At 64.4% G+C, this 12,485-nt stretch carries 13 protein-coding genes; 9 read left to right on the forward strand and 4 right to left on the reverse strand.

The window, feature by feature from the left end; genetic code table 11:
• Positions 1-151 precede the first annotated feature (151 nt).
• Positions 152-541: a heavy metal-responsive transcriptional regulator gene (locus AC3IT0_RS01380; protein ID WP_489322051.1), complete on the reverse strand. Its 390-nt coding sequence runs from the start codon at positions 539-541 to the stop codon at positions 152-154.
• Positions 542-647: 106 nt separating this feature from the next.
• Here AC3IT0_RS01380 and merA point away from each other — a divergent pair, with 106 nt between their 5' ends.
• Both merA and AC3IT0_RS01390 read left to right on the forward strand, forming a co-directional pair.
• Positions 648-2,078, forward strand: coding sequence for a mercury(II) reductase (merA, locus tag AC3IT0_RS01385; RefSeq protein WP_489322052.1), 1,431 nt, complete (start codon positions 648-650; stop codon positions 2,076-2,078).
• A 397-nt stretch (positions 2,079-2,475) separates the two neighbouring features.
• Complete coding sequence (locus tag AC3IT0_RS01390) at positions 2,476-2,892, forward strand: VOC family protein (RefSeq protein WP_489322053.1); 417 nt, start codon at positions 2,476-2,478, stop codon at positions 2,890-2,892.
• 61 nt (positions 2,893-2,953) lie between these two features.
• Here the strand turns inward: AC3IT0_RS01390 and AC3IT0_RS01395 are convergent, their stop codons facing one another.
• The 3 genes from AC3IT0_RS01395 to AC3IT0_RS01405 all read right to left on the reverse strand — a co-directional run bounded on the left by AC3IT0_RS01395 (position 2,954) and on the right by AC3IT0_RS01405 (position 5,121).
• A complete protein-coding gene (locus AC3IT0_RS01395) occupies positions 2,954-3,244 on the reverse strand; it encodes a hypothetical protein (RefSeq protein WP_254752929.1) in 291 nt (96 codons plus the stop codon).
• Positions 3,245-3,329: 85 nt separating this feature from the next.
• Positions 3,330-4,214 carry a universal stress protein gene (locus AC3IT0_RS01400; protein ID WP_489322054.1) on the reverse strand — a complete coding sequence of 295 codons (885 nt, stop codon included), beginning with the start codon at positions 4,212-4,214 and terminating at the stop codon, positions 3,330-3,332.
• Between the two features lie 241 nt (positions 4,215-4,455).
• Positions 4,456-5,121 (reverse strand): helix-turn-helix transcriptional regulator, encoded by a 666-nt coding sequence (locus tag AC3IT0_RS01405; RefSeq protein WP_489322055.1) that lies wholly within the window; start codon positions 5,119-5,121, stop codon positions 4,456-4,458.
• Between the two features lie 84 nt (positions 5,122-5,205).
• Between AC3IT0_RS01405 and folE the strand changes: the two genes are divergently transcribed.
• Genes folE through AC3IT0_RS01440 form a run of 7 tightly spaced genes read left to right on the forward strand, consistent with a single transcriptional unit; the run spans position 5,206 to position 12,430 of the window.
• Positions 5,206-5,838 (forward strand): GTP cyclohydrolase I, encoded by a 633-nt coding sequence (gene folE, locus AC3IT0_RS01410; protein WP_489322056.1) that lies wholly within the window; start codon positions 5,206-5,208, stop codon positions 5,836-5,838.
• Positions 5,839-5,889: 51 nt separating this feature from the next.
• Positions 5,890-7,140 carry an NAD(P)/FAD-dependent oxidoreductase gene (locus tag AC3IT0_RS01415; protein ID WP_489322057.1) on the forward strand — a complete coding sequence of 417 codons (1,251 nt, stop codon included), beginning with the start codon at positions 5,890-5,892 and terminating at the stop codon, positions 7,138-7,140.
• The gene (folP, locus tag AC3IT0_RS01420) at positions 7,140-8,141 is read left to right on the forward strand and encodes a dihydropteroate synthase (RefSeq protein WP_489322058.1); all 1,002 of its coding nucleotides are present in this window, start codon (positions 7,140-7,142) and stop codon (positions 8,139-8,141) included. The genes AC3IT0_RS01415 and folP overlap by 1 nt, the downstream gene beginning before the upstream one ends.
• Positions 8,138-8,944, forward strand: a complete 807-nt coding sequence (locus AC3IT0_RS01425) for a pyrimidine reductase family protein (protein ID WP_489322059.1) — start codon at positions 8,138-8,140, stop codon at positions 8,942-8,944. Before folP ends, AC3IT0_RS01425 begins: the two co-directional genes overlap by 4 nt.
• Positions 8,945-8,946: 2 nt before the next feature.
• Positions 8,947-10,065 carry a transaldolase gene (tal, locus tag AC3IT0_RS01430; RefSeq protein WP_489322060.1) on the forward strand — a complete coding sequence of 373 codons (1,119 nt, stop codon included), beginning with the start codon at positions 8,947-8,949 and terminating at the stop codon, positions 10,063-10,065.
• Positions 10,066-10,076: 11 nt separating this feature from the next.
• Positions 10,077-10,553, forward strand: coding sequence for a hypothetical protein (locus AC3IT0_RS01435; RefSeq protein WP_489322061.1), 477 nt, complete (start codon positions 10,077-10,079; stop codon positions 10,551-10,553).
• Positions 10,550-12,430, forward strand: a complete 1,881-nt coding sequence (locus AC3IT0_RS01440; RefSeq protein ID WP_489322062.1) for a glycoside hydrolase family 15 protein — start codon at positions 10,550-10,552, stop codon at positions 12,428-12,430. The genes AC3IT0_RS01435 and AC3IT0_RS01440 overlap by 4 nt, the downstream gene beginning before the upstream one ends.
• Positions 12,431-12,485 lie beyond the last annotated feature (55 nt).

Consider the following 12,485-nt stretch of genomic DNA (forward strand, 5'->3'; position numbering starts at 1 on the left):
CGACGGCTACGGCCGTATGAGCCGGATGAGGTTCGACGGCTACGGCCGTATGAGTATGTCAACTAATTGTGGCCCCGGTGGGACGGTTATTTCTGGCCCCGCTCAATGCCGGTGAGGGGCACGTCTCCACTTCATCCCATGGGGATGCCGATCAGATGTAGCGGCAGACCTCGTCAGCGGAGCACGTGTCCGGTTCAGGTTCAGCGGCCTGGGCGTGCAGCTGGGAGATGGTTTCCCTGAGGGCAAGGAGCTCGGCGATCTGGGCATCGAGTTCCCGCAGACGCTCCCCTAGCAGGTCCCGGACGTGCGAGCACGGGGCCTGGCCGTGTTCGCGGATCCTAAGGATCTGCCCGATCTGGGCGAGGGTGAGCCCGGCGGCCTGGCCGCGGTGGATGAACCCGACCCGGCCCACAGCATCGTCGGTGTAGTCCCGGTAGCCGGACGCCATGCGCTCGGCGGGCGGGAGCAGCCCCGACTCCTCGTAGAACCGCAGGGTCTTGGTCGTGGTTCCGGTTGCTTCTGCAAGCTGTCCGATTCTCATGTGCGCTGATTTCTCTTTCGGTAGCCACCCGATTTGACCTTCCACTGTACTGGAAGGTTCATGATGGTTCCATAGGAACTTTCAAGTCACGGGGAAGGACGCCGGGATGGGCAACGAACGGTTCGATCTGGCGATCATTGGTTCCGGTGGCGCGGCGTTTGCGGCCGCGATCCGGGCCAGGGAGCTGGGCAAGCGGGTAGTGATGGTTGAGCGCGGCACCGTGGGCGGGACATGCGTGAACACCGGCTGTGTGCCCTCGAAGGCGCTCCTGGCTGCCGCGGACGCCCGCCACGTGGCGTTGGACTCGGCCCGCTTCCCCGGCGTGATGGCCTCGGCGGGTCCTGTGGACATGCCGGCCCTCATCGGGGGCAAGGCTGCGCTTGTTGACAGCATGCGGACGGAGAAGTACATCGACCTGGCCGCGGACTATGGCTGGTCCATGGTCGAGGGGGACGCAGCGTTCACCGGGACCCAGGACGCGCCGTTGCTCCAGGTCACCTCACCGGGCGGTGCGGTGACAACGATCGAGGCCGGACACTACCTCGTGGCCACAGGCTCCACACCATGGGCGCCGCCCGTTCCGGGACTGGCCGAGGCCGGGTACCTGACCTCGACGACGGCGATGGAACTGGACGAGGTGCCCAAAACAATGCTCATCCTGGGTGGGGGCTATGTTGCCTTGGAGCAGGCGCAGCTGTTCTCCCGGCTTGGCGCCCGGGTCACCATGCTGGTCCGCTCCCGGTTGACCTCGCAGGAGGAACCGGAAGTATCCAAGGCGTTGGCCGGAGTCTTCGCGGATGAGGGGATCCGGGTGGTCCGGCGGGCCACCGTGGATTCCGTGAGCATCGATGAGGCCACCGGCGGGGTCATCGCCACCGGATCCGTGGCCGGAGGCCAGGAAGTGTTCCGGGCCTCCCGGCTGCTCGTGGCCATGGGCCGCCGGCCCGTCACCGACGGGCTGAACCTTGAGGCCGTCGGGGTAAAGACCGGCACGTCCGGCGAGATCGTGGTCGACTCGCGTCTGGCCAGCTCCAACCCGCGGGTCTGGGCCGCCGGGGACGTGACCGGCCACCGCGAGTTCGTCTATGTCGCCGCGGCCCACGGCACCCTGGCCGTGGAGAACGCCTTCACCGGCGCCGTGGCCGAGGTCGACTACCGGTACCTGCCCCGGGTGACCTTCACCAGCCCGGCCGTGGGTGCCGTCGGGATGACTGAGAAGGACGCGGTCGCTGCCGGGATTCGCTGCGACTGCCGGGTCCTGCCCCTGCAATATGTCCCGAGGGCGCTGGTCAACCGCGACACCCGCGGCTTCATCAAGGTCGTCGCCGATCGTGACACCGGCAGGATCCTGGGCCTCACTGCCGTGGCCAAGGACGCCGGGGAACTGGCCGCCGCCGGCGTCTACGTGCTCGAGGCGGGCATGACCACCGCACAGGTCGCCGCCGCTTGGAGCCCCTACCTGACCATGACCGAGGGCATCAGGATCGCCTGCAAAGCCTTCACCACCGACGTCTCCAAACTCTCCTGCTGTGCCTAAAAGCGCGGCCCTGAACCTCAAGAAAGCGAATCCCATGACCACCCTTCCAAGGACCAACTGGTAAAGACCATGAATTTGGCGCTCCCGGCACAGAATCTTTCCATTGGAGAGAATGGTGCGCGAGGGGCTGACCGACATCACCCTCATCTCGACCACCAGCAGGCCCTCGCCGGCGGTGGGGGAGGGGTCTGAGGAGGATCGTTAGGGGATTCACGGTTAAGGGGTCCGGTTTGCACACCGCTGCTCGGCATGTCGGGCCAGGGCTGGCCGAAAGGGTGGAAGGCCGCGGCACGGACCGGACCAGAGCCGGGAACGCCATAGTGGAATGTCTTAGCAGTGCTGGCAGGAGCGTCTGGGAAGGCTGGCCATATAGCGTCGGCAGGTTAATGATGACTGAATGGGGTATTCAGCCAAGGTCGCGTCATCGGTCCTGTTCGTGGCCGAACTGGACAGGTCTGTGACGTTCTACCGTGACCTGTTCGGATGTGAAGTATCCCTCCGCTCCGAGGGGGATCCGGCTCTTCTTCTGGCCGCCGGGGGCTTCCAGCTGTACCTCATCGCGCGAGGCAACCGGGCTGAGCACCACACAGGGGGTCTGGGCTTTCACGTGCTGATGTGGGCCACGGACAGCGTCCAGGGATTGGAATATTTCCAGCAGGCTCTGAAGGAGATGGGGCGATACACGGACACCCACACAGCCGGAGGAGTCACTTTTGTCGAAGGCGTTGACCCCGATGGCCTTCGGGTCATCGTCGCCCACCCAGACCCCTCAGAAAGGCCGCGTTCGGTCTTCGACAGCCGTTTGTACACCTGAGCTCTCTCCAGGCTCGTACAGGCGGCAAGCCGCTGTACCTGAGAATCAGGTGCCGGCTGTTTTAGTCAGATTCCGCTGCCAACTGCAGCCGCAGCTGCTCGGGGTAGTCGTCGTAGCTTGCGATGACGTCGGCCAGATCGAGCATGGGCGGGAAATCGATGACCGGTTGATGGGCGGCCAGAAACACCGCCGTCTGCCTGACCACCTGCCGCTCGTCGGCGCCCTCCAGCTCCAGCTGTTCAAGCGCGCCAGGATCGACTCTGAACCTGGACTCGATCACTTCCCCCTCGGCCTGAGCGCGCACCAGATACTCGTGCTCGATTAACGCCTCAACCTCAAACTGAGCTTCCATGTCAGAAGCGTACGCCCAAGACGGCTGATAGCGGGTCCGGTCATGGGTCGTGCTTTAAGCGCGCCCGTTAAACGACTGACGGGGGTTAGTTCGCGAGCACTGTGCCCATGCGCTGGTAGTCGCGCGGGATAACCAGCATGGGAACGGGCAGTGCGCGCAGGACTTTATTGGCCGTGCTGCCGATGAACAGCTTGTTTTTCTCCGCCAGGCGGGAGGATCCCACGATCAGTATCTCCCCGTCGTCCCATTCCAGGTTATCGATGCACTCCTCGATAGTCCGGCCATGAGCCACCTCAACGGTGACCTTGTGTCCCTCCGGGAGCCGGCGGGACGCTTCGGTGAGTACGGTGTTGGCATGGATGTGCGCTGCGTTGACCACCTCGCCTCTGTCCCCTTCAGCATCCAGCTCCACGAGCGAGACCAGGCGCAGCGGAAGACCGCGCCGTTTGGCGGAATCAACGGCGGAGTCGATGGCGGCATCTGCACCCGCCCGCTGCCCCACGGCGAGGGTTAGCCGGGTCACAGCCTCTGTGCGGCGGTACCCTCGAGGAGCCAGCGCAACCGGGACCGGCGAGGCATGCAGCAGTGCGTTGGCCACGCTGCCCACTGTGTGGCGCTTGAACAACCCATCGTTGGCCGCGCCCACCACAATCATCTCCGCTCCAACCGCGGCGTCGATCAGGCCTGCGGCGAACGAATCGGCGTTCCGCACATGGAACTCGACGCTGACGTCTTCGGGGGTCAGGCTGAGCCCTTTGCGCTGCGCGGTCAGGACGGCCTGCTCTTCGGCGCTGACCTGCTCTTCGGCGCTGACCTGGCCGCCGCCGGGATTCCCTGCAGCGTGCAGCGCGCCGTGGTCCACCACATAGACCAGGTCAAGCCGGGCGCCCTGGGCTCGGGCCATCGCCGAAGCCAAGGCAACGGCGTCGGCGCTGCGTTCGTTTGGTGTGTAGCCAACTACATATCGCATCTGTGAACCCCTTTGGGTCTGGGGCCGAATCCAGCTTCGTACCGGGGTTTCCGGGCGGCGTCGGCCGGCCTGCGTTCCTGAAGTGGTGTTGCTGACTCTAGTCCGGAACAAGAATCCGTGGTGGTTTTGGCGCAGTCGGGTAGGTGGGCCAGGTTGCCTTGGCCCGCCTCTCACACCACCGTATGAGCACGAAACGACGCGCTGTGTCCGCGAGAGACATGCACTTCAGCTGCCGTGCCGCTCACTTCGTGGCGGCGGTCAGCCGGGCGCAGCAGGGTGCGCTCTCGGGGGCGGCCTCGATTCGGTGCTGTGTGTCGTTGCAGCCGTCCAGCGTTCCTTGGAGGAGGGAGGTATTGAGACCGCAGACGAGCCGGGTGTGGTCCTTGGCGAGGCGGTGGAACGGGCAGTTGCCCAGAACCAGTCCCTGCGCGTCGGCCTCGGGTTCATAACCGTTGTCGGCCAGGGCTTTCTCGGTGCTTCCAGCGAGCAGCCCCAGTCTTTGGCCTTCACGGTAGGCGATCGTGCGAAGGGCTTCCTCGACGGGTTCGCCGGTCACCAGGGATGCTTCTATCGCGGAAGCGAGCAGGCGGGCTGCGAGTTCATATTCACGAGCGGGAAAGGAAACGCTGACCTCATCAACTACGGGTTTATACAGCTTGGTCGGTCTTCCGGATCCGGGGCCCGTGCGCGTGCCCAGTTTTCTGCTTTCGGTTTCCAGCAGACCCTCACGGACCATCCTTTCGAGATGGAAGGCTGCGGTGCTCGGAGCGAAGTTCAACATCCTGACCAGCTGATCCCGGGAGAGTGGAACCGGGCTGCGTATGAGCGCCCGGTAAAGAGAGCGCCGTGCCGGATCGGCCAACGCGGCAACGTCGGGGTCTTGCGCGGAAATCGACGAAGGATTCATAAGCAAATTCAACCACCTCTAAGAGGACTTGACGGACCCTATTATACGTTCTAAATTCAATATAACCAACTTTAGAAGGCAATCATGCTATCCCCTCAGTTCCAGGACCGGCAGAGACAGTACGCCGACCCAATTGACGAGCTCGCCCGGCTTGACCTTGAGCAAGAGGGCAGGGCCGGAATCGACGTTGCGGGTGCCCGGGCAGCCGTTGCCGCTTTGCTGGTTGCCCTGGGCCGTGACATCTCGGATCCACATCTGGCGGAAACTCCCCGCCGCGTGGCTAAAGCCTTTGAGGAGATGCTGACTGCCCGGCCTGCTGCGTGGACGACGTTTCCGAATACGGACGGGTACACAGACCTGGTTATCGTGAAAAGCATCCCCTTTCATTCGCTCTGCCAGCACCACCTGTTGCCGTTCCGTGGTGTGGCGCATATCGGCTACATTCCCGGGGACAGGCTGATCGGGCTGTCCAAACTTGCCCGAGGCCTGGAATTGTTCGCCAGAGACCTGCAGGTCCAGGAACGCCTCACGGTGCAGGTGGCGGACTGGCTGATGGAAACACTCGACGCACGGGGCGCCGGCGCAGTCCTGGAAGCCGAACACCTGTGCATGTCGCTGCGGGGAGTGGAGGCGAGCGGCACCCTGACAACGACGTCGGCCTTCCGTGGGGAGCTCAGCATCCCGGGACCGCTCCACGACCGCTTTTTCTCGAAGTGATGGTCCGTTTTTCCCGGGCAAAGTTTGATCCGGAACTGGATGGAGATGGTCATGATGAACAAGATCGTTATCGTCGGAGCCGGCCTTGCCGGGGCGACTGCCGCACAGACCCTGCGGGCTGAAGGGTTCGAGGGCGCAATCACGCTGGTGGGCGCGGAAAAGCACTACCCGTACATCCGTCCGCCTCTGTCCAAAGGCTTCCTGGCCGGGCGGGAGGACGAGCAGTCTCTGCTGCCATACACTCCGGGTGACTATGCGGACAAGCAGATAGGACTGCTGCTGGGTGAAAGTGTGGAATCCGTCGATCCGGCAGCTGGCCTGGTGACTCTGGCAGGAGGCGGCGTCCTGGAGTATGGGCAGCTGCTGCTGACGACAGGGGCCTCGCCCCGCACCCTTCCCGTCCCCGGCGCCACCTTGCCGGGCGTGGATTGCCTGCGCACACTGGAGGACAGCAAGCGGCTGCGGGCATCCCTGAGCCGCTCCGGAGATCACGGCCCGCGGCGCGTCGTTCTCGTCGGCTCGGGCTGGATCGGCATGGAAGTCGCTGCCACTGCCAGAACACTCGGGGCCGAGGTTACGGTCCTGGGACGGGAAAAGGTCCCGCTCGAAGCTGTCATCGGACCGGAACTCGGCACCGTCTTCATGCAGCGGCACGAAGAAGCGGGAGTGTCCTTCCGTACTGAAACGACAGTCGCCGGAATCACCGAAACCAACGGCCGGGCTGCCGGCGTCATCACTGACGCTGGCCACGAACTTCCGGCTGATCTGGTTGTGGCAGCTGTGGGCGTCATCCCCAACACCGCTCTGGCCGAAGCCGCAGGGCTCGTCATCGAAAACGGCATACTCACAGACCAATCAATGCGAACGAGCGATCCAAACATTTTCGCGGCAGGCGACGTGGCCAACGCCTACCATCCCATCACCGGCAGGCATCAGCGAAGCGAACACTGGGCGAACGCCATCAACAGTGGCAAGGTCGCGGCCAGGGCAATGCTCGGGCAGACCGCGGTGCTGGATAACATCCCCTATTTCTACACGGATCAGTTCGACCTGGGCATGGAATACTCCGGCTACGCCTCATTGGCGCGCAACGCCAAGCTGGTCCTGCGCGGGGACCCGTCCTCACGCAAATTCATCGCGTTCTGGGTCACTCCGGTCTCATCCACCAAAGGCAGGGTCGTGGCCGGCATGAACGTCAACGTCTGGGACGTCCAGGACGACATTAAGTCCCTGATCACCAACGCCCACACCGTCCAAACGCAGCAACTTTCAGACCCGGCCGCACCACTGAGCGACTTGTGATGCAGCAGCCAACACCGGAGACGAGAGAACCGCCGGGAGCGACGGCAGCCGCAACGCCTGGGACTACCACGTACGAGCCGGCGCTCCTGCACCCCGTGCACCGGTTCGGGAGCCGGATTATCGATTTCCGCCGCCAGGCAGCACTGATGGCCATCATCAACCGCACCCCGGATTCGTTCTACGACACCGGACGGACCTTCGGACTCGAAGCGGCCATCGACGCATCGATGGCCGCACTGGCAGAAGGCGCGGACTGGGTTGACATCGGCGGGCAGCCGTTCGCACCAGGGACCTGCCTGAGCACACGCGAAGAATCCGACCGTGTCATTCCCGTCATAACAGAAGTGCGCCAACGCAGCGACACCATCATCTCAACTGATACTTTCAACCCGGAAGTTGCTCAACTGAGCATCAAAGCCGGAGCTAATGCCATCAATGACACCTCCGGGCTCCGGAACCCCGACATGGCTGCGGCAGTCGCTGAATCCGCGGCGCACCTGATCATCACCCATAGCCTGGCTCCGCCGCGGTCCGCCTGGCCCCGGCCCGGTTACCATGACGTAGTTGGGGAGGTCCGGGACTTTCTGTGCCGAAAAATAGACGAGGCGCTCCGGCTCGGCGTCAGCGAAGAACAGATCATCATCGATCCCGGGCACGACCTGAACAAGAACACCCTTCATTCGCTGGAACTCACCCGCTGCCTGGGGCGCATCGCGGCATTGGGCTTCCCCGTCCTCGCTGCTGTCTCCAACAAGGACTTCATCGGCGAAACCCTGGGCAAGGCCAAGGATCAGCGGGTGGAAGGCTCACTCGCTGCTGCCGTCATCTGCCTTCTGAACGGAGCGCGTATCCTGCGCATGCACAACATTGCGGCCGCAGCTGCCGCGCTTCACCTGACGGAGGCGGTGCTGGGCTGGCGGAACCCGGTGTCACTGCAGCACAACATGGGGCACCACAAGATGGGCGAACCGGTGCCGCAACCGTCTAGGGTGCTGCTGTGATTGATCGTCTGCTGCCCAGACACGTCGCTGCCGCCACCGATCAGCAACTGGTGGACTGGTATACACATCCGGTAGCAAGCGGGCCCCGGGTCAGTTTCAACTTCGTCTCCAGCCTGGATGGTGCCGCAACGCTCAACGGCCGCTCCGGAGAGCTGGGCAACGCAGCGGATCGGCGAATCATGAAGCTTTTGCGCCGTGCCGCCGACATCATCCTCGTCGGTGCTGGAACGGTCCGGGCAGAAGGCTATTCCGGGGATCTCATCGACCCGGAAGACAGCCGATGGCGCCAGGACCACGGCAAGAGCAGCCGGCCTTCACTCGCCATGGTCTCCGGAAGCCTCAGCGTTGACCCGGGCATGCCCTTCTTCACTGCCGCAGCCGAACGGCCCCTGATTATCACCGCCGAGGAGGCTGATCCCGCCCGAAAAAGGAGACTGGAAAAGGTGGCGGATGTGCTCGTCTGCGGGCAGCGGAGCCTTGATGTGGAGGTCCTGATCCACGAACTCGGGCTGCGTGGATTTTCACGGCTCCACTCCGAGGGAGGGCCACACCTGTTTGGGACGTTCCAGCAGGCGGGCCGCGTCGACGAACTTTGCCTCTCGGTCAGTCCCGTACTTGTGGGAGGGCCAAGGGAGCGTATTGCGGTGAGTTCCACCCAGAATCCCCAGCCGAGCCACATGCACCTTGACCACGTGCTTCGTTCCGGGGATATGCTCTTCCTCCGCTACCTGGCCCGGCAGGACGGCGGCCTTGCAGAACACCGGGCGGCGCCGGGAGTACCGCCGCCGAGCAAAGGATCATGACCATGAACGATCCATTGGCCGCCCTCAACGCGGCTGGAGTCTCAATCTGGCTTGACGACCTGAGCCGGGAACGCCTCGTCTCCGGCAGCCTTACCGACCTGATCGCCCATCGCCGGGTGGTCGGGGTGACAACCAACCCGACGATCTTCGCCAAGGCAATCAGCAACGGCGCTGCCTACGAATCCCAGATCCATGACCTGGCCGTCCGCGGTGTTGCCATCGATGAGGCCCTGCGGGCACTGACCTGTTCTGACGTTAGAGCGGCCTGTGACCTGCTCCTGCCCGTATATGAGGCGACACGCGGCATTGACGGACGTGTCTCAATAGAGGTCGAACCCCGGCAGGCCAGAAGTACAGAGGCGGCCATCGCTGAAGCCCGGGCGCTATGGTGGATGGTCGACCGACCAAATCTTTACATCAAAATCCCGGCCACTCCCGCAGGGATACCGGCGATAGCCCACTGCCTGGCCGAAGGCATCAGCATCAACGTCACCCTGATCTTCTCCCTCGCCCGCTACGAGTCCGTGATGGAATCCTTCCTGGCAGGCATGGAACAGGCCCGTCAGGCAGGGCTGGAACTGTCGAGGATAGGTTCTGTGGCATCTTTTTTTATCTCCAGAGTCGACAGCGCGGCCGATGCCCTGCTCGACACGATCGGCGGGCCGGAGGCAGCCGAACTTCGCGGCAGGCTGGCCACGGCGAACGCGCGGCTGGCCTACCAACGCTACGAAGCCGTCTTCTCGTCCCCGCGCTGGCATGCACTCCGGGCTGCAGGGGCCAACCCGATGCGTCCCCTCTGGGCTTCCAGTTCTACAAAGGATCCCGCGTACAAGGACACCCGCTACATTGTTGATCTCATCGCTCCCGGCGTAGTCATCACCATGCCTGAAGCCACTCTGCGCGCCGTAGAGGACCACGGCACGGTGCCGGAAGACTCCGTTCGGGCCAATTACGTTGACGCAGAGCGTGCCTTGGCCCGCATCCAGGGAGCCGGCGTCGACTACGACGCACTCGCGGCCGGACTTGAGGACGAGGGTGCCGCCGTTTTCGAAACCGCTTGGGAAGCACTTCGGAAGCAGCTGTCTGCGCGGCTTTCATCGTCTCTGGCGAAAGCACCCTGAGGCGGGCTGGGATGGACTGGCAGGGCTGGGCCCTCTTCGGTCTGCTGGCCACCAGCGTGCTGACGGTTGTAATGATTGCAGCACAAATGGCCGGCTGGACGCGTCTTGACCTGCCGTTGGTGCTGGGCACGCTGTTGACCCCGGACCCGGATCGGGCACGCGTCGCGGGTTTCTTCGTCCACCTTGCCGCGGGCCAGGCATTCGCCCTGGGATACGCCGCTACATTTGCCCTGCTGGGCCGGGCCACCTGGTGGATCGGGGCGCTGCTGGGGCTGGTTCACGTCGCCGTCGCCCTGACGGTCATCCTGCCCCTGCTGCCGGGCGTCCACCCCCGCATGGCCTCTACAAGGGCGGGGCCGGCCAACAGGGCTGTCCTTGAACCGCCGGGTCTGCTCGGCCTGAACTACGGCATTCAGACACCTGCGGTCGCCATCGTCGCCCACGTGGTTTACGGCACGGTTCTCGGACTGCTCCTGAGGGCGTCATGAGAACACCGCGGAAAACATACCAGGCCGAAAGAGGCGAAGAGATCCCCCTTGCAGCCCGGCGCTGGCAGCCCTCACCCATCGCGGACTACGGGCTGCTGGGCGACACCCGCACCGCAGCCCTGGTCTCCGCCGATGGTGCAGTGGACTGGCTCTGCGCCCCCGCGTTCGACGGCGAGCCTGTATTCGGTGCGCTCCTGGGCGGCGCCGAGGCAGGGACCTTTGTGGCCGGCCCGGTCCTGCCTGCACGAATGGTCTCCCGCCGTTACCGTCACCACAGCGCAACGTTGGAAACAGTATGGTCATCTGGCGAAGGCCGCCTCATCCTCACCGAAGCCATGGTGGCTGAAGTCGCCGGCCAGCTGCTGCCCACAACGGTTCTCATCAGACGGCTCACCGCGGAGGAATCGCCCATGGCCGCCGTCATTTGCTTTGACCCCAGGCTGGGCGAACAGCATCGTCGCCCGCGCGTGCGCCGTGGGCGCGATCTGGTCTGCGATTGGGGTCCGCTGGCCCTGTCCCTTCGCTGCAGCCCAGAGTTGGAACTGGAGCCCGGCCGCCAGTCATTCCTGACAGTCCGCCCGGGCCAGCCGGTCACCCTCGTACTGGCGCTGGCCTATGGAGAACCACTCATTCACCTCGATCCGGAATCAGCCTGGGATCTCGTCGAGGCCGACGAGGCCCGCTGGCGGGATTGGACGGACGGCATCGATGAAGGCATCCCCTTCCGGGAAGCCGTCCTGCGCAGCCTGCTGACACTCCGGCTGCTGACCTATTCCCCCTCCGGCGCGCCGGTGGCAGCGCCTACCACCTCCCTGCCCGAGTACCCGGGAGGCATACGCAACTGGGATTACAGATACGCCTGGCCGCGGGACGCCAGCATCGGCGTCGGTGCCTTCCTGGGTGTCGGCAAATCCGCTGAGGCACGGAAGTTCCTTGGCTGGCTGCTGCACGCCAGCCGGCTCCAACGACCCCGCCTGCCGGCGCTGCTGACCCTTGCCGGAGGGCATGTGCCCGCGGAACGCACCCTCCACGGCTGGCCCGGGTACGCCGGCAGCACCCCGGTCCGCACCGGCAACGGCGCCGCCCACCAGCACCAGCTCGACGGCTACGGATGGGTCCTTGACGCGGCCTGGGTACTCGTGCAGGGCGGGCACCGGCTGTACTCAGAGACGTGGCGGGCGATGCGGGGTTTCGCTGATCTGGTGGCCCTGCGGTGGCAGGAGCCCGACGCAGGAATATGGGAGCTGCGCGCCGATGCCGCCCAGCACGTGCACTCCAAAATGATGGGCTGGCTCGCCCTGGACCGCGCACTTCGCATCGGACAAACCCACCACCTCAGCGCGCGGCGGCAACAGCTATGGCAGATAGCCAGGGAAAATATCGCCGCCGAGATCAGGGCCAAGGGCTTCGACCCTGCCAGGAACACCTATACCCGCACCTACGGATCCGCTGACCTGGACGCAGCACTGCTTGTCCTGCCCGTCATCGGCCTCGAAGACACCAGCTCGCCCCGTGTCAAGGGAACAGTGGATGCCGTCAGGGAGGATCTGTCCGCCGGCTTCCCCTTCCTCTACCGTTACCCGCCCGGCCGGGACGGGCTGCCCGGAACCGAGGGGGCATTTCTGCCCTGCTCATTCTGGCTCGTGCAAGCCCTGGCCCGCACCGGCAGGCACACCGAAGCCAGCGAACTCTTCGGAGCGCTCGTGGACAAGGCCAATCAACTGGGCCTCTACAGCGAAGAAATCGATCCGGCCACCGGCGTCCTTCTGGGCAACTTTCCACAAGCCCTGACCCATGCCGCACTCGTCCAGGCAGCGCTTGCCCTTCGCGATTCTCCAATGGAAGGCGAAGATGCCACTGACCATGGACAACGATGACCCTCTTGCCAGGGCGGGCACAGCCCTGAAGGCCGCAGATTCCGGCGCATTGTCT

The sequence above is a fragment of the Pseudarthrobacter sp. KH_020_B genome, from assembly GCF_057840185.1.

Excerpts from the sequence above, each read along its gene's own strand:
- folP (WP_489322058.1), top strand. The coding sequence starts at position 7,140 with ATGCAGCAGCCAACACCGGAGACGAGAGAACCGCCGGGAGCGACGGCA.
- AC3IT0_RS01380 (WP_489322051.1), bottom strand. The coding sequence starts at position 541 with ATGAGAATCGGACAGCTTGCAGAAGCAACCGGAACCACGACCAAGACC.
- AC3IT0_RS01390 (WP_489322053.1), top strand. The coding sequence starts at position 2,476 with ATGGGGTATTCAGCCAAGGTCGCGTCATCGGTCCTGTTCGTGGCCGAA.
- merA (WP_489322052.1), top strand. The coding sequence starts at position 648 with ATGGGCAACGAACGGTTCGATCTGGCGATCATTGGTTCCGGTGGCGCG.
- tal (WP_489322060.1), top strand. The coding sequence starts at position 8,947 with ATGAACGATCCATTGGCCGCCCTCAACGCGGCTGGAGTCTCAATCTGG.
- AC3IT0_RS01405 (WP_489322055.1), bottom strand. The coding sequence starts at position 5,121 with ATGAATCCTTCGTCGATTTCCGCGCAAGACCCCGACGTTGCCGCGTTG.
- AC3IT0_RS01440 (WP_489322062.1), top strand. The coding sequence starts at position 10,550 with ATGAGAACACCGCGGAAAACATACCAGGCCGAAAGAGGCGAAGAGATC.
- folE (WP_489322056.1), top strand. The coding sequence starts at position 5,206 with ATGCTATCCCCTCAGTTCCAGGACCGGCAGAGACAGTACGCCGACCCA.
- AC3IT0_RS01435 (WP_489322061.1), top strand. The coding sequence starts at position 10,077 with ATGGACTGGCAGGGCTGGGCCCTCTTCGGTCTGCTGGCCACCAGCGTG.
- AC3IT0_RS01395 (WP_254752929.1), bottom strand. The coding sequence starts at position 3,244 with ATGGAAGCTCAGTTTGAGGTTGAGGCGTTAATCGAGCACGAGTATCTG.
- AC3IT0_RS01415 (WP_489322057.1), top strand. The coding sequence starts at position 5,890 with ATGATGAACAAGATCGTTATCGTCGGAGCCGGCCTTGCCGGGGCGACT.
- AC3IT0_RS01400 (WP_489322054.1), bottom strand. The coding sequence starts at position 4,214 with ATGCGATATGTAGTTGGCTACACACCAAACGAACGCAGCGCCGACGCC.